General features: G+C 69.8%; 19 protein-coding genes. 8 read left to right on the forward strand and 11 right to left on the reverse strand.

The features are described from left to right. Together VIR15_RS08955 and VIR15_RS08960 are read left to right on the forward strand one after the other, a co-directional pair. The coding region (locus VIR15_RS08955) for a DbpA RNA binding domain-containing protein (RefSeq protein WP_331927130.1) at positions 1-417 on the forward strand (417 nt) is incomplete at its 5' end. 197 nt (positions 418-614) lie between these two features. After that, positions 615-908, forward strand: coding sequence for a hypothetical protein (locus VIR15_RS08960; protein ID WP_331927131.1), 294 nt, complete (start codon positions 615-617; stop codon positions 906-908). 289 nt (positions 909-1,197) lie between these two features. On the opposite strand, the gene VIR15_RS08965 is transcribed toward VIR15_RS08960, so the two are convergent. The 4 genes from VIR15_RS08965 to VIR15_RS08980 all read right to left on the reverse strand — a co-directional run bounded on the left by VIR15_RS08965 (position 1,198) and on the right by VIR15_RS08980 (position 5,048). Next, the gene (locus VIR15_RS08965; protein ID WP_331927132.1) at positions 1,198-1,569 is read right to left on the reverse strand and encodes a Rieske (2Fe-2S) protein; all 372 of its coding nucleotides are present in this window, start codon (positions 1,567-1,569) and stop codon (positions 1,198-1,200) included. 77 nt (positions 1,570-1,646) lie between these two features. Further along, the gene (locus tag VIR15_RS08970; RefSeq protein WP_331927133.1) at positions 1,647-3,116 is read right to left on the reverse strand and encodes an MFS transporter; all 1,470 of its coding nucleotides are present in this window, start codon (positions 3,114-3,116) and stop codon (positions 1,647-1,649) included. After that, the gene (locus tag VIR15_RS08975; protein WP_331927134.1) at positions 3,113-4,060 is read right to left on the reverse strand and encodes an LLM class flavin-dependent oxidoreductase; all 948 of its coding nucleotides are present in this window, start codon (positions 4,058-4,060) and stop codon (positions 3,113-3,115) included. Before VIR15_RS08975 ends, VIR15_RS08970 begins: the two co-directional genes overlap by 4 nt. Positions 4,061-4,088: 28 nt before the next feature. Continuing rightward, a complete protein-coding gene (locus VIR15_RS08980) occupies positions 4,089-5,048 on the reverse strand; it encodes an SDR family NAD(P)-dependent oxidoreductase (RefSeq protein WP_331927135.1) in 960 nt (319 codons plus the stop codon). A gap of 74 nt (positions 5,049-5,122) precedes the next feature. Between VIR15_RS08980 and VIR15_RS08985 the strand changes: the two genes are divergently transcribed. Next, complete coding sequence (locus VIR15_RS08985; RefSeq protein ID WP_331927136.1) at positions 5,123-5,938, forward strand: alpha/beta fold hydrolase; 816 nt, start codon at positions 5,123-5,125, stop codon at positions 5,936-5,938. An 87-nt stretch (positions 5,939-6,025) separates the two neighbouring features. Here the strand turns inward: VIR15_RS08985 and VIR15_RS08990 are convergent, their stop codons facing one another. Then, positions 6,026-6,721, reverse strand: a complete 696-nt coding sequence (locus VIR15_RS08990) for a LuxR C-terminal-related transcriptional regulator (RefSeq protein ID WP_331927137.1) — start codon at positions 6,719-6,721, stop codon at positions 6,026-6,028. Beyond that, entirely contained in the window at positions 6,718-8,160 is a 1,443-nt protein-coding gene (locus VIR15_RS08995) for an ATP-binding protein (RefSeq protein ID WP_331927138.1), read from the reverse strand. The genes VIR15_RS08990 and VIR15_RS08995 overlap by 4 nt, the downstream gene beginning before the upstream one ends. Before the next feature lie 125 nt (positions 8,161-8,285). Between VIR15_RS08995 and VIR15_RS09000 the strand changes: the two genes are divergently transcribed. The 3 genes from VIR15_RS09000 to VIR15_RS09010 all read left to right on the forward strand — a co-directional run bounded on the left by VIR15_RS09000 (position 8,286) and on the right by VIR15_RS09010 (position 12,285). After that, positions 8,286-9,608 (forward strand): PspC domain-containing protein, encoded by a 1,323-nt coding sequence (locus VIR15_RS09000; protein ID WP_331927139.1) that lies wholly within the window; start codon positions 8,286-8,288, stop codon positions 9,606-9,608. A gap of 53 nt (positions 9,609-9,661) precedes the next feature. Beyond that, positions 9,662-10,168, forward strand: coding sequence for a hypothetical protein (locus VIR15_RS09005; RefSeq protein WP_331927140.1), 507 nt, complete (start codon positions 9,662-9,664; stop codon positions 10,166-10,168). 140 nt (positions 10,169-10,308) lie between these two features. After that, a complete protein-coding gene (locus VIR15_RS09010) occupies positions 10,309-12,285 on the forward strand; it encodes a M13 family metallopeptidase (RefSeq protein ID WP_331927141.1) in 1,977 nt (658 codons plus the stop codon). Positions 12,286-12,305: 20 nt separating this feature from the next. Here VIR15_RS09010 and VIR15_RS09015 read toward each other — a convergent pair whose 3' ends face one another. Both VIR15_RS09015 and VIR15_RS09020 read right to left on the reverse strand, forming a co-directional pair. Beyond that, the gene (locus VIR15_RS09015) at positions 12,306-12,776 is read right to left on the reverse strand and encodes a GNAT family N-acetyltransferase (RefSeq protein WP_331927142.1); all 471 of its coding nucleotides are present in this window, start codon (positions 12,774-12,776) and stop codon (positions 12,306-12,308) included. Next, complete coding sequence (locus VIR15_RS09020) at positions 12,773-13,237, reverse strand: SRPBCC family protein (protein ID WP_331927143.1); 465 nt, start codon at positions 13,235-13,237, stop codon at positions 12,773-12,775. The genes VIR15_RS09015 and VIR15_RS09020 overlap by 4 nt, the downstream gene beginning before the upstream one ends. A 37-nt stretch (positions 13,238-13,274) precedes the next feature. On the opposite strand from VIR15_RS09020, the gene VIR15_RS09025 reads away from it, so the two are divergent. Continuing rightward, positions 13,275-14,384: a CapA family protein gene (locus VIR15_RS09025; protein WP_331927144.1), complete on the forward strand. Its 1,110-nt coding sequence runs from the start codon at positions 13,275-13,277 to the stop codon at positions 14,382-14,384. A 40-nt stretch (positions 14,385-14,424) separates the two neighbouring features. On the opposite strand, the gene VIR15_RS09030 is transcribed toward VIR15_RS09025, so the two are convergent. Together VIR15_RS09030 and msrA are read right to left on the reverse strand one after the other, a co-directional pair. After that, entirely contained in the window at positions 14,425-15,522 is a 1,098-nt protein-coding gene (locus VIR15_RS09030) for a glucose 1-dehydrogenase (protein ID WP_331927145.1), read from the reverse strand. Between the two features lie 52 nt (positions 15,523-15,574). Further along, positions 15,575-16,249 (reverse strand): peptide-methionine (S)-S-oxide reductase MsrA, encoded by a 675-nt coding sequence (gene msrA, locus VIR15_RS09035; RefSeq protein ID WP_331927146.1) that lies wholly within the window; start codon positions 16,247-16,249, stop codon positions 15,575-15,577. A 118-nt stretch (positions 16,250-16,367) separates the two neighbouring features. On the opposite strand from msrA, the gene VIR15_RS09040 reads away from it, so the two are divergent. After that, positions 16,368-19,340 (forward strand): helix-turn-helix transcriptional regulator, encoded by a 2,973-nt coding sequence (locus VIR15_RS09040; protein WP_331927147.1) that lies wholly within the window; start codon positions 16,368-16,370, stop codon positions 19,338-19,340. 140 nt (positions 19,341-19,480) lie between these two features. On the opposite strand, the gene VIR15_RS09045 is transcribed toward VIR15_RS09040, so the two are convergent. Further along, entirely contained in the window at positions 19,481-20,365 is an 885-nt protein-coding gene (locus VIR15_RS09045; protein WP_331927148.1) for a LysR family transcriptional regulator, read from the reverse strand. Positions 20,366-20,443: the final 78 nt, after the last annotated feature.

Consider the following 20,443-nt stretch of genomic DNA (forward strand, 5'->3'; position numbering starts at 1 on the left):
GAGCCGATGCTCCTCGAGCCGGAGCCCGTGCCGGTCCCCTCGCGGCGAGGCGGCCGAGACGAGCGTGAGGCGGGGAGGGCGCGCGGCGATCGTGCGGACCGAGGCCCCCGTGGCCGCGGCGGCCAACGGTTCGCGACGTATCGCATCAACGTCGGCAAGCGGCACCGGGTGCTACCCCGGCAGATCGTCGGCGCGCTTGCGAACGAGGGTGGTCTGGGACGGGAGGACTTCGGCCGGATCGACATCCGCGGCGACTTCTCGCTCGTCGAGCTGCCCGCCGAGCTGCCTGCGGGGGCTTGGCAGCGGCTGCGCGACACCCGCATCTCGGGACGCCTCATCGACCTGAGCCGCGACGAGCGACCCAACAAGTCGCACAGTTTCGAGCCATCCGGCCGCCGCGCAAGTGGCCGGACCTAGTCGCCACGACCGCGCCGCCAACAACGCTGCCGGCGGACAGCGGACGAGCCGAGCGGGTCCGACTCGTGACCCGATTCAACTCGTGCGGATCTGAGGGGGACGACGAGGAATCTGAGGGGTGCCTCCCGATGTGGCGGCTCGCCGCTCTGCCGAGAGTGGTCTTGTCACTCCAACCCCACCTCACGGGAGGCAGAACAATGACCACGAGCACGAAGACCGCCACCAGGGTGGCTCGCTCTCTCGCTGCGGGCGGGCTCCTCGTCCTCGCGACGGCAATCCCAGCCGCAGCGGGACAGGCTCCACAGGTCCTGCTCCCGGAGCCGGTCGGCAACAGGGCGCTCTCCATCCGCCAGGCTCCGGCTCTGATCCAGCCCGACGATGGTTTCGACTACGCGGAGCTCGGTCTGGGCGTCCTCGCAGGGCTGGCCATGGCGGGGGCCGGGACGGCCGTCATGCGCACCAGGCGTCATCACGGCGCTGTGACCGCGTGAGGGAGAGAGGGGGCTGAGCCCGGCCGTGTGCGCAGCACGACCGGGCAGGCCCTCCGCCGGATCCGTGGGCCCAACTGATCCCGACCACCAAGTGATGCAGCACCTCGCGCTCCCGTCGGGTGAGCCGGGCCAGCTCGGCGGGCACCTGCCCCTCGTCATTGGCCGGCACGGGCTCCGTGAACCCGGGAACCATGGGCAATTCGTGCAATGCGAGAAGCCCCGGTGACGCGGTTTGGCCGCGCCACCGGGGCTTCGTTCACGACTACAGCGGTCGGGCTACCTCACGTGCTCAGGGCAGCGTGCGGTCGTACGTGTCGCCGTAGTAGGTGCCGAGCCGGTCCCGGTACTCCGGGTTGTCCAGATCTGCATCCGTCAGCTCCGGGGAGTCCTTGATCTGGTCCTTCGTCCGGTCCACATAGACCTTCTCGTCGTTCCAGTCGACCCGGTCGATGGTCCCTGCTGGCAGCATGACCTTCCGACCGAAGATCCACGGACCCGTGTCGACGACAACATAGCTGCTGCCGACGTCCATCGTGGCCTCGTCGATCTTGCCGATGTGGCCGTCGATGGCCTCCACGGAGAAGCCCGTCAGATCCTTCCCACGGGCCGACACCTCAGCGCTCTCCCGATAAGTCCAGGCATCCCAGGTGCGAGTAGCCATGGTCTTCTCCTTTCGTTCGAGTGTTGCGTGCACGTGGATCCCTACCCACCTCTCGCGGGCCTTCAAACAAAGAATTTTCACGCTCCCGTATGCCGCTGAGCTGGCTTCCCGGCGTCCGTGGCCTCAGGCGACACCCGGCCTTCCCGCTGACGGGTCCGCAGGTCGACCGCGCTGGCGATGAGGGCGAGCGAGATGACCGCGGCGGCGAGGCGAAGTGCCAGCGCGGCCGCGTTCGTGAGGTCCCCCGAGGCGGCGCCGAGGCCGAAGAAGACGGCCCCGATGAGGGCGATCCCGGCGGCGGTGCCGATGCGCTGTCCGGTCTGGAGGACACCCGCCGCGGTGCCGGCCCGCTCGACGGGCACGTCGTGGAGCGTCAGCGTGATGTTGGGGGAGATGACGAAGCCGCTGCCGAGCCCGCCGAGGAGGAGCGGGCCGGCCAGGGCCCAGGGGAGGGACGGTCCGTCCACCTCGGTGAGCACAACATCGGTGGCGACGAGCCCGACGAGTGAGAGCACCAGACCCCCGGTGACGAGCAGTCGGCCGAAGCGGTGCACGAGGCGGCCGCCGAGCGCAGACCCGATTGCCGACCCAGCGGCATACGGCGTCACCATCAGGCCTGCGCCGAGGGCGGAGTAGCCGAGGCCCTGCTGGAAGTAGATCGTCAGCACGAAGAAGATGCCGGTGAACCCGGCGAAGAAGACGGCGCTGACCGTGGCACCGGACGGGTAGCCCGGCACCCGGAAGAGCGCCAGCTCGACGAGCGGGCTGCGATCCCGGGCGGTGTAGGCGCTCTCCCACGCGACGAAGCCCGCGATGAGGCCGGCGCCGATGAGCCCGGTCCACCACGGGAACGAGAACCCGTCGCCGCGACCCCGCTCGATGAGGGGCAGCAGCAGTGCGGCGACCCCCAGTCCGAGGAGGGTCACCCCGACCGGGTCGAGGTCGAGCCGCTCGCCGTCGTGCCGCCGGCGTGGCGGGGGGAGCCAGCGCAGGGCGAGCAGGACCGCCCCGACGACGATCGGCAGGTTGACGAAGAAGATCCAGCGCCAACCGGTCTCGACGCCGAGCAGCCCGATGATCAGGCCACCGACAACCGGGCCGACTGCGGTGGACACGCCGATGGTCGCGCCGAGCAGGCCGAAGGCTCGGCCGCGCTCCCGGCCGCTGAACAGCTCCTGGATGAGGCCGGAGACCTGTGGGTTGAGCAGGCCGCCGCCGATGCCCTGGAACAGCCGGGCCGCCACGAGCACGCCGCTGCTGGGTGCGAGGCCGGCTGCCAGGCTCGATAGGCCGAAGACGAGCACGCCGGCGATGAACATCGTCCGCCGCCCGATCGCGTCGCCCGTGCGCCCGGCCCCGACGAGCACGAGTCCGAAGGTGAGGGCGTAGCCCGAGACGATCCACTGCAGGTCGCTCTCCGTCGCCCCAACCCCGGCCTCGATCGAGGGGAGCGCGACGTTGACGATGCTGACGTCAAGCAGCGTCATGAACCCCGCGACGAGGCAGACGGCGAGGGCTCGCCACCTCCGGGGGTCCGGCTCGGTCACGTCGACGTCTCTGAGCCGGGCGGTCCGATGGGCGGAGCGAGCCGCTCCAGCAGCTCCAGGGCGGTGCCGAGGGAGCGGGCTGGTTCGACCGTCGGAGAGACGACGTCCGGGCTGAAGTTCGGGTCAACGAAGACCTCGGTCACGCCCTGCTCGCCGAGGGTGTCGAGGTCCTGTTGCACCTGGTCGATGGACCCGGTGAGGAGGCGTCGCCGCCCATCCCTGTCGCTGATCTCGGAGCCGAGCCGGACGACGCCGCGCACGACGAACCGCAGCACTCCGGGATCTCGGGCAGCCCGCTCTGCAGCGGTCCGCACCGTGTCGATGTCCTGGCCGACGCGCCGCAGGTCCTGTCGGCTGGAGCTGACCCAGCCGTCGGCGAGGCGGCCGACCCGCTCGAGGGCCGCCGGGACCGAGCCGCCCATGAGCAACGGCGGGTGCGGCTGCTGGACTGGTTTCGGCTGGACGATGGCCTCCGGCACGTTGACGTACGTGCCCTCGAAGCGCACCGGGTCCGGTCCCCAGATCGCTCGAAGGCACTCGACCGTCTCGACCGTGCGGCCCACCCGCTCTGCGCGAGGGACGTTGACGGCCTCGAACTCCTCTGCGGCCCAACCGAGCCCGAGCCCCACGTCAAGCCGTCCGTCGCTGAGGACATCCAGGGTGGTCAGCTGCTTGGCCAGCACGAGCGGCGGCACGTACGGTGCGTTGAGGACGGCGACTCCGAGACGGACGCGCTGCGTGAGCGCAGCTGCGTGGGCCAGCGTGACGACGGGGTCCTGGACCGAGACGTAGGTGGCGCTCCAGTCGGCCCGCACCGGATGGAGCAACCGCTGGAACGTCCACAGCGACGCGTAGCCGAGCGCCTCGGCCCTTCGCGCGACGAGGCGCACTGACTCGGCCGAGGACCAGGCGCCGGAGACGGGTAACGCGAATCCGAGGTCCATGCCCTCCATCCTCCGCCAAGGCTGTCGGTCAGAGCGTGACCGAGCTGGCCCCGCGCCGTTCGTTGAAGCGCTCGGCTGCCGTGCGTCCCCAGGCGGTCAGTTTGTTCACGATGGGGGAGTCGAGGCGGCGTTGCGCCTCGTGGCCCTCGAGCGTCTCGGACCCGCCGCTCTGCGGTGCCTTCGGCAGCAGGCGGTTCGCCAGGCCCATGACCCGCGTCGTCGTCGTCGGCATCAGACCGTGCACGCGCACCCCGAGGTGGGTGAGGGGCGTGAGCAGCAGCGTCGGCTTGCCGGACAGGACCGCGTCGACCATCTTCCGCGCGGCACGCTCGGCGTCGACGGCGAGGCCCGGGATGGATGCGGCCGGTCCGAACCACGCGTACTCCTTCTCCGCCTCCCCGACGAAGCTGGCGCGTTCATGGGACCCGGTCCGCATCAGGCCGGGCACGATCGTCGTCGCTGTGACGCCCGTCCCCTGCAGTGCTGCGGCCAACCCGTCCGAGAACCCGACGGCCCCGAACTTCGCTGTCGCATAGGGGAGCAGGTGTGGTGGGGACACCATGCCGCCGATCGACGTGACCGTGCCGATGTGCCCACGCCGGCGCTCGCGCAGGTGTGGCAGGACGGTGAGGGCCACGTTGATCGGGCCCCACATCATCGTGTTGACGGCGTCCTCGAAGTGCTCGAAGGTCATCGACTCCAGCGGGCCGACCTGGATGATGCCGGCCACGGTGATGACGGTCTCGATCGGCCCGACCGAGGCTTCCACGTCCTCGACCAGGAGGCGGACCGACTCGCGGTCGCGCACATCGCAGACCCGGCTCTCGGCCACGGCGGATCCGCCGAGCTGAGCCACCGCGTCGTCAAGGTCCGGCTCGCTGCGAGCGGCGATGACGACGCGGCGGCCACGTCGGGCGAGCTCCGTGGCGATGATGAGGCCGAGGCCGCGCGAGCCCCCGACGACGACTGCAACAGGTTGGCTGGTCATGGTCTCTCCTTACCCTGTCGACCGCTCTGGTGTCACGGACCCGGACGGCGGGCCTTCGCCTAGGCTTCCGCTTCATGACGACCCGCCTGAACACGCTGTCCGTCGGCACGGCCGGTCCGCGCATCGCCTTCCTGCACGGGCTCTTCGGGCAGGGACGCAATTGGAACCAGATCGCCAAGGCCCTGGCGGGTCAGGACGGCACCGGGGCGCGGTGCCTGCTCATCGACCTGCCCGACCACGGCCGCTCGCCCTGGACCGAGGAGTTCTCCTTCGAGGCCTACGCCGACGCGGTCGCCGCGACACTGCGGGCAGCCGCGCCCGGAGAGACGTGGACGGTCGTCGGCCACTCGCTCGGCGGCAAGACGGCCATGGTCCTCGCCCTGCAGCACCCCGACCTCGTCGACCACCTCGTCGTCGTCGACATCGCCCCCAAGGACTACGGGTCGCTCGAGCGGTTCCAGGGCTACATCGACGAGATGCTCGCCCTGCCCCTCGGCGAGATCCAGAGCCGGGCCGACGCCGAGGCGCGCTTCGAGGAGTCCAACCCTGGGGTCAAGGCCTTCCTGTTGCAGAACCTGCGTCGAGACGGCTCTCGGTGGCACTGGCAGGCGAACCTCGACCTCTTCGCCGCGGACGCGGCGCTCGGCCACGAGTCCCGCATCGCTGGTTGGCCGACGTCGGTCGATGCACTGCCGCCCTACGAGGGACCGGTCCTGTGGATCGCCGGCGGGGACTCGCCCTACATCCAGCGCGAGGACGGCGACACGATGCGGCGCTACTTCCCGTTGGCTCGGCAGTTCACCATCAAGGGTGCCGGGCACTGGGTGCACACCGAGGCGCCGGAGATCATCGTGGGTGCCCTGCAGCGCGTCCTCAGCCCTGAGCGCTGACCCCCAGACCGATCGAGTGAACAGCTTTCGGGCCCGAAACCTGTTCACTCGATCGCGCAAGGCCTCGGAAGTTGTTCACTCGATTGGTCAGAGGAGGCGGCGGCCCATGGCCCAGGCGGTGAGCTCGTGCCGGGAGCTGAGCTGCAGCTTGCGGAGAACGGAGCTCACGTGCGTCTCCACGGTCTTCACCGAGATGAACAGCTCCTTGGCGACCTCCTTGTACTGGTAGCCCCGGGCAATGAGCCGCATGACCTCGCGCTCGCGGGCCGAGAGCCGGTCCAGCTCCTCGTCGATCTCGGCGACCTCACCCGCCGCGGCACCGAAGGCATCGAGCACGAAGCCCGCCAGCCGTGGGCTGAAGACGGCGTCACCGTCGGCCACTCGCCCGATCGCCGTGAGCAGCTCGTTGGCATTGATTGTCTTCGTCACGTAGCCGCGAGCCCCCGCACGGATGACGGCGATGACGTCCTCGGCGGCGTCGGACACCGACAGGGCAAGGAACCGCACCGGCTGTCCCGCCTCCGTCTGCACGCCCGCACAGGCACGTATGACGTCAGCGCCGCCGCGCCCGTCGCCGCCGGGGATGTGGACGTCGAGGAGGACGACGTCCGGCTTGGTCTCCTTGATCACCGTGGTCGCCGACTCGACGGCGCCGGCTTCGCCGACGATCTCGAGGCCGTATGCCGCTGGGCTGGGTGTGCTGGTCAGCTCGGCTCGCACTCCGGTGCGGAACATGTGGTGGTCGTCGACGAGGACGATGCGGATCGTGCGCGGCGCGGTCATGACGTCTCTTCCTGCGGTTCGGGTGAAAGGCCGGCGTCGCTGCTCCGGCCGGGGTCGGTGGCCGGGGGGCTCGCGCTCGTCCCGGCCGAACTACCGTTCGCGGGCGAGGTCGGGGACGGCTCCGCGACCGGCAACCGCAGCTCGATCTCCGTGCCGTCGGCGCGGCGTCGGATTGCGGCAGAACCGCCGTGGCGCTCCATGCGCCCGATGATGGACTCCCGCACGCCAGCCCGGTCGTCAGGCACGTCGGTGAGGTCGAAGCCCTTGCCATGGTCGCGCACGAAGGCCTCAACCGCGGTGGGACCGACTTCGACATAGGCGGTGATCGGCGGCTCGGCGTGGCGCACGGCGTTCCAGGCGGCCTCGCGGACCGCCTTGACCAAGGCATCGAGGTGCTCGTCCATCGGCCGGTCGCCGGTGACGACGAGCTCCACCGGCACGCCATGCAGGTCCTCGATCTCCTCGAGGGCGGAGGTCAGTGCGGCCCCGAGCGTGCCCGCACGTGCGTCCTCGTCGTAAAGGTACGACCGCAGCTGGCGCTCCTGGGCGCGGGCGAGCCGGGCCACCGTGGCCGGATCGGAGGCTCGACGCTGGATCAGGGCGAGGGTCTGCAGCACCGAGTCGTGCAAGTGGGCCGCGATGTCAGCACGCTCAGTGGCGCGAATGCGGGCCGCCTGCTCATCCCGGAGATTGGTCCAGAGGCGGAGGATCCACGGGGCGGCGAGGACGGCAACGCCGATGAGGGCGGCGAGAACCGCGCCGACCACCTGCCAGATCTGTCCCACGTCCGTCTGGCCGATGAGCAGCCCGACGAGGCCGAGGGTGGTCAGGGTGAGGCCGACGACGAGCCAGATCCACTTGACGGGCCTGCGCGCGCCGATGGGGTCTGCGTCGTCGAGCTGCGACCAGAAGAAGATGGTCCCGATGACGATCGCGACGATGGGAAGCAGCACCTGGGGCTCGATGCCGACGCCGGCACTGCCCATCCAGAGAGCGCCCGCGATGGCCAGGGCGAGGACCCCCAAGAGGGTCACGACGACCGCCTCATTGCCGCTGCGGAGCCACCGCTTGAGGGACTTCAGCGTCGGAGGCCCATTGCCCTCGGTGGGCGACGTGACAGTCGACTGCCCGGCTGCCCCGCCGGCTGAGGCTCCCGCCTGCCCCGGGTCGCTCGGTGATGGGGCCGGGGCGAGGGTGCCCTCCCTCATGGTTGCCCAGAGGAACGCGTAGACCGCGAGGCCAGCGCCGAACGGAATCGAGGTCGCGACGAAGATGATCCGGATCACCTTGACGGGGACGCCGAGATGGGCGGAGAGCCCGGCCGCCACGCCCCCGATGAGGCGCCCACTTGTCGGCCGCACGAGCGGCGGACGGGGAGCCGGCATCCGCAAGATCGGGGGATGCGGCATCGCCTCGCCGGGGTCGGTTCTCGTCGTCACACATCCATCCTGACCCACCCGAGCGCGCGAGGGCGACCATCCGAGGGTTCTTCAGGCGCACTTCAGGGTCACTTCAGGGTCGACCCGCATGGCTGGCAGCGCTGTTGACGGGAGAACCTTGGGTCATGAACCAGCAGACTGACCCCAACCCGAAGGGACATGGCCTCGACGGCCTCTACGACGCCCTGCGCCGCCCGGGCATCGCCAGGGCCTCGGAGGGCCGGTGGTTCGCCGGGGTTGCGTCCGGGCTCGCCCGCCGACTCGGCATCGACCCGTTGGTCGTCCGGGCCGCGTTCATCCTCCTCGGCCTCCTCTTCGGGATGGGGTTGGCCGTCTACTTCGTCCTGTGGCTCATCATGCCGGACGAGCGCGGCCGGATCTCGCTCGAGCAGGCGCTCAAGTACGGCGAGGGGCACTCGATCTTCCTGCTCATCGTCACCGTCGTTGTCCTCTTCAGCGGTGGGCCCTGGTTCGGCAACGACCAGGGCGGCGGGTTCCGGTTCTTCGGCTTCGTCGCTCTCGCTGTCGGCGCCTGGTGGTTCCTGACTCGCACCGACACCGGCAGGGACCTGCTCACGTCCGCACCGTGGTCCTGCAAACCGCAGGGTGGCACCGGTCCGACCGCTACGGCAGGCGAGTCGTCCACCCCCGTCTCCGGCAGCGCCAGCGGTCCCGCGGCGTCATCGGGCCAGTCCACGGGAAACGCGGCAGCGAATGCCGGCGCGGCCAGCTGGCCGCCGCCTACCGGAAGTGCGACCACACCGGTCACCGTTGTGGTCCCCACCCCTCCGCGGGAGCGGACTCGGGGCATCGGCTTCGCCGCCGGCCTGCTCGTGCTCGGAGCTGCCATCCTCACATCTGTGGCGGCCCTCAACGCCGCAGAGCGCTTCGCGTGGCAGGGCAACCACCTGGCCGTCGCGATCGCAGCGGGCCTCGCGGTGCTGGGCCTCGGCATCGTCATCGCCGGGATCGCTGGCCGCCGATCGGGTTGGCTCGCGCCCTTCGCGGTCATCGCCATGATGGCCGCGGTGTTCACGAGCATCATGCCGCATGGCCTGACCCAGCCCTTCTCCGTGGGCGAGCGCACCTACGAGCCAGCCGCGCTGACCGGCACCGAGAACTTCCAGCTCGGCATGGGGAACCTGAAGGTGGACCTCACCGGGGCCGACTACAAGGCGGATGGCGTCGAGACCGTGAAGGCATCCGTCGGCCTGGGCGAGCTCAATCTCGTCGTGCCCGAGGGTGTGCGGGTCACCGTCAACGCGACCGGTCGGGCCGGGGAGATCGTCGCCAACGACAGCAACGAGGGCGGCGCGTCGACCAGCCGCAGCGGCACCTTCCTCGACGAGACGTTCACCTACGGCGCTGAGAACGCGCCAGAGGAGATCGTCGTCAACGCCGAGGTGGGACTGGGACAGATCACGATTGAGACGGGAGCCAACCAGTGAACGCGCATGACCCTGACGAGAGGCGCGACGACACTACGCTCCACATTGAGCAGGTGGACACGCCGACGGATGGCGACCTCGATCCTGACCGCATCGACCCGTCGGACACTCAGCACATCCCACATCCAGCGACGCAGCAGATCGAGACCACAGGAACGGCCATGAACCAGCACGACCCCTCCACGCCGGGCCCGACGCCCTTCAAGGTGGAGCCCACGACGCCGGTCCCGGACGACGCCCTGCACCCGGACGCCGAGCCGTCGCCGCCGCCACACCTCCAGATGATGCCGCCCCCGCCCGCGGCCGTAGCACCCCCGCAGTGGGCGCCGTCTCGGAGCGCGGGGCTGGTCACCGTCCGCCGAGGGCCGCTGCCCATGACGATCATGCTGGGCCTGCTCAGCATCATCGTCGCCGGTTTCGTCCTGGTCACGAACCTCGCTGGCGCCGACTTCAACCTGCGCGCCGTGGGCCCAATGATGTTCGGCTCCTTCGGCGGCCTGCTGCTGATCGTGGGTCTCATCGGCATCATCGCGGGGGGCCGGGGCCGCGACGATCACTGACTCCCGTCGCCCCGGCCACACGTGGTTGTGAGACCGGCGCGGCTGGAGGTGGCGTTCGTCGGGTTGTCGGCTCAGCGGCATACGGTAGGGATGTCCGCAGGACGACAACGACCCGGCCACGACGCGACCAAGGAGTCCACGTGATCTCGCGCTCCGGCATTGACCTCGCCAGCCTCGACCGCACTGTGCGGCCGCAGGACGACCTCTTCCGGTTCGTCAACGGCACGTGGCTCGACACCACCGAGATCCCCGCGGACCGCGCCCGCTTCGGAGCCTTCGACCTGCTCCGCGAGCAGTCGACCGCCCGGGTCCACCAGCTCATCGAGGATGCTGCCGCCCAGGCCAGCGCCGACGAAGGCGCGCAGCAGGGGTCAGCGAAGCGGCAGGTCGGCGACCTCTTCGCGAGCTTCATGGACACCGAGCGGGTCGAGGAGCTGGGGCTCGCGCCGCTCCTGCCGCTCCTCGGCGAGGTCGCGCGCATCGACTCGGTCGATGCGCTCGCCGCGACGCTCGGGCGTCTGCACCGCGTCGGCGTGACGGGGCTGCTCGCCCTCTACGTCAGCCCCGACCAGCGTGCTCCCGAGGAGTACGCGGTCTACCTGGAGCAGGCGGGCCTGGGTCTGCCGGATGAGTCCTACTATCGCGAGGAGACGTATGCGGACATCCGCGTCGCCTACATCGCGCACGTCGAGCGGCTGCTCGGCCTGGCCGGCATCCCCGAGGCAGTGGACAAGGCCGCGCGCATCATGGCACTCGAGACGCGCCTTGCGCTGCACCATTGGGACAAGGTGGCCAACCGCGACGCCATCAAGACGTACAACGCGTACACCTTGGCTGAGGCTGAGGCGTTGGCACCGGAGTTCCCTTGGCACACCTGGCTTTCCGCCATGCAGGCGCCTGAGGGGTCGATCGAGAAGGTCGTCGTCCGGCAGCCGAGCTTCGTCACGGAGCTCGGGCGCGCGCTGAGCGACGTTCGGCTCGAGGACTGGCAGGCCTGGCTCACCTTCCACGTCGTCAGCACTTTCGCTGGCCTGCTCCCCAAAGCCCTCGTCGACGAGGACTTCGACTTCTATGGTCGGACACTCTCCGGACAACCGGAGATCAAGGAGCGGTGGAAACGCGGGGTTGCCGTCGTCGAGAGCGCAGTCGGCGAGGCGGTCGGCCAGCTCTACACCGAGCGGTGGTTCCCGCCCGAGGCCAAGGAGCGGATGCAGCACCTCGTCGCCAATCTCGTCGAGGCCTTCAGGCGCTCCTTCGCCTCGCTCGAGTGGATGGGGCAGGAGACCCGCAAGGAGGCGCTGGGCAAGCTCGACATGTTCGTCGCCAAGATCGGCTACCCCGAGGTGTGGCGCGACTACTCCTCCATCGAGATCGATGCAACGGACCTCGTCGGGAACGTCTGTCGAGCAACGGAGTTCGAGGTCGACCGCAATTTCGCAAAGTTGGGCAAGCCGATCGACCGCACGGAGTGGTTCATGCTGCCACAGACGGTCAACGCCTACTACATGCCCACGATGAACGAGATCGTCTTCCCGGCCGCGATCCTGCAGCCGCCGTTCTTTGACCTCGAGGCCGACGACGCCGTGAACTACGGTGGCATCGGTGCCGTCATCGGGCACGAGATCGGGCACGGTTTCGACGACCAGGGATCCCGCTATGACGGGACGGGCGCGCTGCGCGACTGGTGGACCGAGGCGGACCGGGAGAGGTTCGACGCGCTGGCGCAGCGTCTCATCGAGCAGTTCAACGGTTACACCCCTGCGGGCCTCGACGCGAAGCACAAGGTCAACGGTGCTCTCACCGTCGGCGAGAACATCGGCGACCTCGGTGGCCTGCAGATCGGCTACGCGGCCTACCGCATCGCTACCGAGGGGTCGGGGATGCAGGACCTTGACGGCTTCACCGGGCCGCAGCGGTTCTTTCTGGGCTGGGCCCAGGTCTGGAAGGGCAAGGCCCGCGAGGCCGAGGCGATCCGGCTGCTCGCCGTCGACCCGCACGCGCCGATCGACGTGCGGGGCAACGCGGTCCGCAACGTCACCGAGTTCCACGAGGCCTTCGGCGTCGAGCCGGCGGATGGGATGTGGCTTCCCGACGAGGAGCGCGTCCGCATCTTCTGACCTCGCGTCGGCGAGGCGGCTCAGAGACTGAGCTTGAAGCCGACGTGGGACTTGACGAAGCCCAGCCGCTCATAGAACCGGTGGGCGTCGGTCCGCGTGGCATCGGACGTCAGCTGCACCAGGTCGACCCCGAGTCGGCGCGACTGCTCGACAGCCCATTCGAGGAGAGTGGTGCCGAGGCCGGACCCGCGCTCGGACGAGGCGACGCGGACGCCCTCGATGATCGTCCGCGTCGCGCCGCGTCGCGACAGGCCGGGGATGACCGTGAGCTGCAGGGTGCCGACGATGCGGCCGGCGCGCTCGGCGACGACGAGGTGCTGGCCAGGGTCGGCAGCGACGCGGGCAAAGGCGGCCTCGTAGGGTGCGAGGTCGTCCGTCGTCTCACGTGTGCGTCCCAACGGGTCGTCCGCAAGGAGGTGGACGATGGCGCCGATGTCGTCCTCCGTGGCCGATCGAATGATGAGGTCGGCGCCGTCCGGGCCAGCGGTCATGCGGACTCGGCGGCCTGCTTGAGCTGCCGGAGGCCCTTCTCCAGGTCGGGCCCGATCATTTTGTCCATCGAGTGGACCTTGCTCATGAGCCGCATGACCAGGTTCTGAGGGCCGGTCATGACCCAGTCGACGCGGGTGCCGGCGGCATCCGCCGGCGTCAGCTCGAAGTCCACGCGGTTGTGCGCCTTCATCGGGGCAGCGAAGACCAGGTCGATCCCGACGCGGTCGGCGCCCACCTCGACGACCTCCATCCGGCCCTGGCCCGCCTTGCTGTTGCCCCGCCAGGCGTAGGTCGCTCCGGTCCCGGAGTCCGGGCCGGCGTACGTGCGCTCCAGGTTGGGGTCGAGGCCCTCCCACGGCGACCACTTCTGCCACTGCCGCAGCGTCGTGATCAGGGGCAGGATCCGCTCCGGCGGGGCCGAGATGGTGGTCGAACGGCTGACTCTGAACTCCTTGGCCATGCGCCGATCCTGTCACGCCCGGGCCTAGCCTTGGTGGATGGGCGACCACGTCCGCCTGGTGCTCGCCGGGGACGTCATGACCGGTCGAGGTATCGACCAGATCCTCGCCCACCCGGGTGATCCCACGCTGACCGAGCGCTACGCCAAGGACGCCCGCGACTATGTCGCGTTGGCTGAGCGGGTGAGTGGTCCGGTCCCGCGTCCCGTCGGTCCGGGATACCCGTGGGGCGACGTGTTGGCGGTGATGGACGAGACACCATCCGCCGTGCGGCTCATGAACCTCGAGACGAGCGTGACGCGGTCCGAGGATCGGGAGCGCGGCAAGGCTGTTTTGTATCGCATGTCACCGGCAAACCTCGCCGTGCTCGACGTGGCGGGCGTGCACGCGTGGGGGCTCGCGAACAACCACGTCCTCGACCACGGGCAGCAGGGGCTCCTGGACACCCTTGACTCGCTCGGCGCGTCCGGCCTCAAGGCAGCTGGAGCCGGTCGCGACGAGAGCGCCGCCTGGTCACCGGCCGTCGTCCCGTTCGGCGAAAGCCGGCGTCGACTTGTCGTCCTCTGCGTCGGCCACTCGTCGAGCGGAGTGCCACGCCACTGGCGGGCTCGGCGCTCGCGACCGGGAGTCGCCGTCGTGGACGACCTGGACCATGTGGCAGCCGACCGGGTCACCGAGCGCCTGCTCGCCTCGAGCGGCCCCGGTGACATCCGGGTGGTGTCGATCCATTGGGGCTCGAACTGGGGCTACGAGGTCCCGTGGCAGCAGCGCACCTTTGCCCACCGCCTCATCGACGGAGGGGTCCACGTGGTGGTCGGGCACTCGTCGCACCACGTCCGCCCCGTGGAGCTGCGAGGCGGTGGCCTCGTCCTGCACGGTTGTGGCGACCTCGTCAACGACTACGAAGGGATCGGCGGGTACGAGGAGTTCCGCGGGGACCTACGCGCCCTGCATGTCGCGACCCTCGATGCGACGAGCGGGCGACTCGAGCAGCTGCACCTGGTCCCGTTCCACAGTCGGCGTCTGCGCTTGGAGCGTGCATCTGCTGAGGAAACCCATTGGCTGGCGAGGGCGCTCGACGCAGCGTGCCGAAGCTTCGGGACTCGCGTGGAGCTGTCAGGCGACCGCCTGAGGGTGCCGATCGGCTAGCCCTCGCCCACGCACGAGGGCAGGTGGGCCGGGAGCCGGCTCAGGTGGCCGCCTCATCGAGGGCGATGACCACCTTCACGTCGTTGTCGCCGGTGCGGTCGAAGGCGTCCGGCGCGTGTGTCAGTGGCACCCTCGCGGTGATGAGACGCTGCAGCCATTCGGTCTGCGCACGGGCCAGTGCCTGGGCAGCCTGCTCGTAGTGGCGCAGGTTGGCGTTGACCGATCCGACCACGACGTCGTTCTCGAGCACGATCTCCCGGTTGAGGGCTCCCGCGTCGATCTGGAGCGTGCGCCCGCGCGGGGACACGCCGGTCAGGCACACGATCCCGTAGGAGCCGTTCTCGGCCACGGCCTCGAAGACGAGTTGGCCCACACCGGTCGCCTCGATCACGACATCCGGGCACGCCTTGGCGGCGACGTCCGCGACGCTGCCTGTGTGGTAGCTCGCGCCCAGGTCGCGGACCAGGCCGGGCTTGGGTCCGTCGGTGACCCGGTCAAGGACATGGACGTCGAGCCCGCGCTGAACCCCGGTCATCGCGGCCAGTAGCCCAATCGGCCCGGCGCCCGTGATGAGCACGACTCGCGGCTGGAACCACGCACGACCACCGATCCGGTCGACCTGTTCCCAGGCCTTCGCGACGACGCTGGTCGGCTCGATCAGCACCCCGGTCATGCCCAGCCGGGACTCCACCTTCACCGCGAAGCGCGCCGGCACCGTCCATCGTTCGCTGGCGTACCCGTCCAGCTGCTTGATACCCCGCTCGGTGTACTGACCGTTGCGGCACATGTCCCACTCGCCATGCGCGCAGGCGCCGCAGGGCTGCGGGTCCGGGCGCCGCACAACGCCCGCGATGAGGTCGCCCTGCTCGAAGCCGCTGCCCGCGGGCGCACGTTCCACTCGACCGAGGGACTCATGCCCGATCACCAGCCGCTCGCGGTCTGGAGGTGGCCAGCCGTAGCTCCCACGCACGATCTCCTTGTCCGTGCCGCATACCCCAACCGCGATGCCGTGCACCAACAGCTCGTCGTCGGAAGGCTGAGGCTCGGCCACCTCCTCGACCCGAATCGACCCAGCCCGCTGCGGTTCCACGGTCAGTGCACGCACATCCTCCTCGTACCCAGCCGGCGATGGAGTCACCTCGTGATCATGCACGGGCCTGCGCCAGCCCCGGCACTGCCCAAGGCGCTCCTCACGCCGGTGGCGCGATCTCCTGCTGTGACGGGAGCTGGTCCTGGCGGACGATGCCGATGGGGCAGGTCATTCCGTTGGGACCGTGGTTGCAGTAGCCGCCGGGGTTCTTGTGCAGGTAGCCCTGGTGGTAGTCCTCGGCGAGGTAGAAAGGCCCCGCGTCCTCGGCGGACCGGATCTCCGTGGTGATCTCGCCGTAGCCGTTCTCGTGCAGCACCTTCTGGAAGGCGTCCCGAGTCGTCTCCGCGGCCGCCCGCTGGGCCGGCGTGGTCCAGTAGATCGCCGACCGGTAGGCCGTGCCGATGTCGTTGCCCTGCCTGTTCGCCGTCGTGGGGTCGTGGTTCTCCCAGAACTCCTTGAGCAGCAGTTCCGGCGACGTCGTGGACGGGTCGTAGACGACGCGTACCGTCTCGGCGTGGCCGGTCAGGCCGGTGCACGTCTCCTCGTAGGTCGGGTTGGGCGTGTAGCCGCCCATGTAGCCCACCGACGTGTTGACGACTCCGGGCAGCCGCCAGAAGATCCGCTCTACACCCCAGAAGCACCCCATCGCGACGTACAGCACCTCGGACCCATCGGGCCACGGGCCCTCGAGCGGCGTGCCGAGCACGACGTGCGTCGGGTTGACCTGGAACGGGCGTTGGTCGCGGCCGGGCAGCGCCTCGTCGCGAGCGGGCATCGTGGTCTTTTTGCCGAATCCAAACACCATCCCAGTGTCACCCCTTGGTCGTCTCAGTGTCCTTACGTCCATCTAACGTTGCCCGACCCTGCCGTATGCCGCTGGGCTCGCTCCCAGCGTGAGGTCGGCGATCGCCTGCGGCTGGGTGCGCGCCGGGATGACAATGGCGCTCATGGGGGCGCGGGCCGCTCTGGTTGGTCGCGACGCTGAGCAGCGGGTTCTGGCGGCGGCGCTCGATGCTGCGGCGTCAGGGACTCCTTGCGCTCTCCTGGTCCATGGCGAGGCCGGGATCGGCAAGACCAGGCTCGTAACGGAAGCGACGGCTGAGCTCGAACGACAGGGCGGGCTCGCGCTGTGGGGACGCTGTCTGCGTTTTGGCGCGGCGGAGTCCTCGTTCCAGCCGGTCGGGCAGCTGCTGACCCAGTGGTTCCGACGGGCCGACCAGGAGGAGCGGGAGAAGGTGCTCCACCGGCTTCCGGTCGAGGCGCTCGCGGCGATCGCCCCCATCCTGGGTGCCGCGACTGACCAGGGGGCGGGTCGGCTGATGCCGGTCCTCGCGACGGTCTTGGAGCGGATCGCCGAGCGACGTCCGACCGTCCTCATCGTCGATGACCTGCAGTGGGCGGACACGACGTCGCTGGACCTGCTCTCGTTTTTGGTGGCCGGGTTCGGGCACGGACAGCGGCTTGCTGTCCTGGCCACCTATCGCGACACGGACCTGCACGAGGGGCATCGGTTGCACGGCTGGCTCGCCGACGTGCGCCGCCTTCCTGGTGTCAGCGAGCTCCAGCTGGAACGTCTCGGCCTCCCGGAGACCGAGGAACTCGTCGCGTCCCTGTGCGGAGAGGATGGTGTGGTCTCGCGGGCGGCGAAGGTCTTTGAACGTGCGCGAGGCAACCCGTATCTCACCGAGCTCCTGGCGCTCGCCCCCGCGGATGACGCACTGGGCGCGGGAGGCCTGCGGGACGCGCTCCTGGCGTCGTGGCACCGGCTGGACGGGCCGGCCCGGATCGTTGCCCAGCTCCTCGCTGTTGGGGGGCGCCCGGTGGACCGGTCGGTCCTCGAGCGACTCGCGATGGCCAAGGGTCTGCCCCGCGAGACGATCCTGGGCTGCGTCAGCCAGATCACAGCAACCGGGATCGCCGTGGAGAGCGCCGGGGGGGTGTGGTTCCGTCACCCCTTGATCGCCGAGGTGCTGGTTTCGACGCTCTCCTCCGGCGAGCTGGAGGAGCTCCACGGCGAGTACGCCCGCCTCTGGGGGGAGGCCACGCACGCCCCGATAGCGTTGCGGGCCGCGCACCTGGCGCTCCACCATGACGGGGCGCGCCATGACGACGAGGCCTTCGAGTGGTCGCTCCGGGCGGCGGACGCCGCCGCCGACCTGTTCGCCTGGGCCGAGGAGTGCGAGCACCTGCACCGGGCCTGCCGGCTCTGGCCCAGCGTCACCGCGTCTCGCCGCAGGTCCGATGCCGACCGGGTCCGGCTGCTCGAGCGAGCCAGCGACAGTGCGATCCGGGCCGGTGAGTACCCCCTCGCCCTGGAGCTGCGGGAGGAGGCACTGCGGCTGGTCGACAAGGAGACTCACTGGAAGGAAGCCGCCCGGCTCTACATTCACCTCGCGACCTTCCAGGCCTTGGGTGACGAAGAGAAGTTCGCCTGGTTCGAGCCCGAGATGATGAGTTTGACCGCCCGTGCTCCCGGCAGTCCTGAGCGCGCGATCGTCCTGGCCAAGCTGGCGATCTCCACGATCAAGGCTGGCCATCCGCGCGCCGCGGCCCGTCGGGCCGCCGAGTCCGTGCGGGTGGCTCGGCACAGCGGATCCGACGAGGCCCTGGCCTGGGCTCTGGGTTATCGGTCGCAGCTCGGGTATGGCATGCGCGAGGGGCTCAAGGACGCCGAGGAGGCGCTGGCCCACGCCCAGGCCTCCGGCGATCGGCTCCTCCTGGCCATCACCGTGGGCTGCCTGGGCAACTGCCTTGTGAGTATGGGCTACCGAACCCTGGCTGCCGAGAGGTCGCTGGCGATCGTCCGCGAGATGATGGCGACGGGGTCGGTCTACGAGACGGTTCTGGTTCTGGCGCCATTGGCCCAGTTCTTGGTCGACATCGGTCGTTGGGCTGAGGCACGGGAGGTGTTGCGAGAGGGCCTGAGCCGGCGGATCCAGTCCTCGCGTGGAGGCGACCTGCGCCGCGTCGCCGCCGACCTCGCGGCTCGGGCAGGCGACCTCGCGGCGGCGAGCCACCACCTGATCCGCGCACGGGAACTCGCGCCACAGCGCCGGCTCGTCTTCGACTTCTTCATTCCGGCGGAGACGCGAGTCGCCATTGCCATGGGCGACCAGGTGCAGGCGCTGTCGCTCATGGCCGAGGCCATGCCTGCCTTGCGGCCGGTCGATGACGACAGCGCCGATGAGCTGCTTGTCTGGGCCGCCCGAGCCGCGGCCGACCTCGCAGCCAAACCGGAGGAGCAGGAGAACGCAATCGCGTGGCTCGAGAAGATCGACACCCTGAGGGGAGAGGCGCCGCCCCGGTTCGTCGCGCGCGCCCCTGATGACCTGGTTCACCCCGCTTGGGCGCGGCTCTTTGAGGCGGAGGCCGCCCGTTGCCGTGACGGCGGTGCGCGCCGACCGGAGCTCTGGGCGGACGCGGTGGCTGCTTGCGCAGCGGCCGAACTCCCGTGGGAGCAGGCCCTATGTTCGTATCGGCTGGCCCAGTCCCTCCTGTACACGAAGGGAAGCCGCGCAGAGGCGTCATCGGCACTGCGCGACGCCGCCCGAATCGCAAGGCAGCTCGGCGCCGCGCCGATCGTGACCGACGTGGAGTCCTTGGCCGCGCAGAGCCACATCCCCCTCACGGAGCCCGACACGACCACTCCCTCCAGCGAGGCTCCTCCCGCCTTCGCGCGCCTCACCAGCAGGGAGGCAGAGGTGCTGCGGCATCTCGTCGCTGGCCGAACCTATGCCGAGATCGCCAAGGACCTGTTCATCAGCGAGAAGACCGTCAGCGTGCACGTCTCCAACGTGTTGCGCAAGACCGGCACGTCGAGCCGGATCGAGGTCACCGATCTCGCCCGCCGAGTCATGCCCGGCTAGAGCGGACGACGGCTGTCGCCGGCCCGCACCGCAGCGGCGCCGGCACCGGTCAAGGCCATTCCGCCGGGGGCGTGGCGAGCGACCTTCGCCCTGAGTGTGATGTGTGTGGTCATGATGAGTTTCCTTCGGTGAGTTCCGTCTCAGCCGATCAGCTCGAGGAGCAGCTCGACCGCACGGCTCGCGGCCCCGCCGCCGGCCGGTTCGCGCACGACAGCCGCGATGTGTCGTCGTGGCTGTGGCGCCCCGAGTTGCAGGATGCGCACTGGTTCGTCCGGCTGGACCGCCTGCGCTGCGAGCTGCGGCATCACCGAGATGCCGACCCCCGCCTTGACGAACGCGATGGCCGTGTAGTGGTCCTGTGCCTGCACGGTGAACCGCGGTCGGAATCCCGCCGCCTCGCAGGCGGCGATGAGCAGGCGCGAGGAGGCGGCGTGCTGGAGGTCGCCGCCGATCCACGTGTCGCCCATGAGCTCCGTCAGCGTCACCTCCGACCGGGTGGCCAGCGGATGGTCCACCGGCACAAGGGCGACGTAGGGGTCGACGGCCAGTGGGACCCGCCGCGAGCCGGGCGGGTCCTCTGCCCCGCTGACGTCGATGACGATGTTGAGGTCGAGCGGCGCCCCGCCTCGTCTGGGGACCTCGTTCAGGACGAGCTCGAGGGTGAGGTCGGGCAGCTCTGTGGTCAGACGTCGCGCGAGCGTCGGCATCCACTCCGCGCCGGCGGAGGCGAAGTAGCCGATGGTGAGGCGATCGGACCTGCCCTCGCGCAGGTCGGCGATGACGCCGTCGAGGCGGCGCAGCTCACCCATGAGCTCGTTCGTAGTCTCCAGGAGGGTGTGGGCCGCAGCGGTGGGGGACAGGCCTCGACCGGACCGCTCGAAGAGGGTCAGCCCGGTCTCCCTCTGAAGAGTGGCGATCTGCTGGCTGATGGCCGAGGGCGTGTATCCAAGGTTGTCCGCCGCAGCCTGGATCGAACCGCTCGCCATGACCGACCTGAAGACCCGGATCCGATGGGTGTCGAGCATGGGTCGACAATACAGGAACACTTAATGATGATGGAGAAAACATCGCTTGTGCTAAAAACTTCTACATCGAATAATGGA

The organism is Intrasporangium sp. (assembly GCF_036566125.1).
In the GTDB taxonomy this organism is placed as follows: Bacteria; Actinomycetota; Actinomycetes; order Actinomycetales; family Dermatophilaceae; genus Intrasporangium.

Bases quoted from the DNA above. Each gene is read 5' to 3' on its own strand.
- VIR15_RS08960 (WP_331927131.1), top strand. From the start codon at position 615: ATGACCACGAGCACGAAGACCGCCACCAGGGTGGCTCGCTCTCTCGCT.
- VIR15_RS08965 (WP_331927132.1), bottom strand. From the start codon at position 1,569: ATGGCTACTCGCACCTGGGATGCCTGGACTTATCGGGAGAGCGCTGAG.
- VIR15_RS08975 (WP_331927134.1), bottom strand. From the start codon at position 4,060: ATGGACCTCGGATTCGCGTTACCCGTCTCCGGCGCCTGGTCCTCGGCC.
- VIR15_RS08980 (WP_331927135.1), bottom strand. From the start codon at position 5,048: ATGACCAGCCAACCTGTTGCAGTCGTCGTCGGGGGCTCGCGCGGCCTC.
- VIR15_RS08985 (WP_331927136.1), top strand. From the start codon at position 5,123: ATGACGACCCGCCTGAACACGCTGTCCGTCGGCACGGCCGGTCCGCGC.
- VIR15_RS08990 (WP_331927137.1), bottom strand. From the start codon at position 6,721: ATGACCGCGCCGCGCACGATCCGCATCGTCCTCGTCGACGACCACCAC.
- VIR15_RS09000 (WP_331927139.1), top strand. From the start codon at position 8,286: ATGAACCAGCAGACTGACCCCAACCCGAAGGGACATGGCCTCGACGGC.
- VIR15_RS09015 (WP_331927142.1), bottom strand. From the start codon at position 12,776: ATGACCGCTGGCCCGGACGGCGCCGACCTCATCATTCGATCGGCCACG.
- VIR15_RS09020 (WP_331927143.1), bottom strand. From the start codon at position 13,237: ATGGCCAAGGAGTTCAGAGTCAGCCGTTCGACCACCATCTCGGCCCCG.
- VIR15_RS09025 (WP_331927144.1), top strand. From the start codon at position 13,275: ATGGGCGACCACGTCCGCCTGGTGCTCGCCGGGGACGTCATGACCGGT.
- msrA (WP_331927146.1), bottom strand. From the start codon at position 16,249: ATGCCCGCTCGCGACGAGGCGCTGCCCGGCCGCGACCAACGCCCGTTC.
- VIR15_RS09045 (WP_331927148.1), bottom strand. From the start codon at position 20,365: ATGCTCGACACCCATCGGATCCGGGTCTTCAGGTCGGTCATGGCGAGC.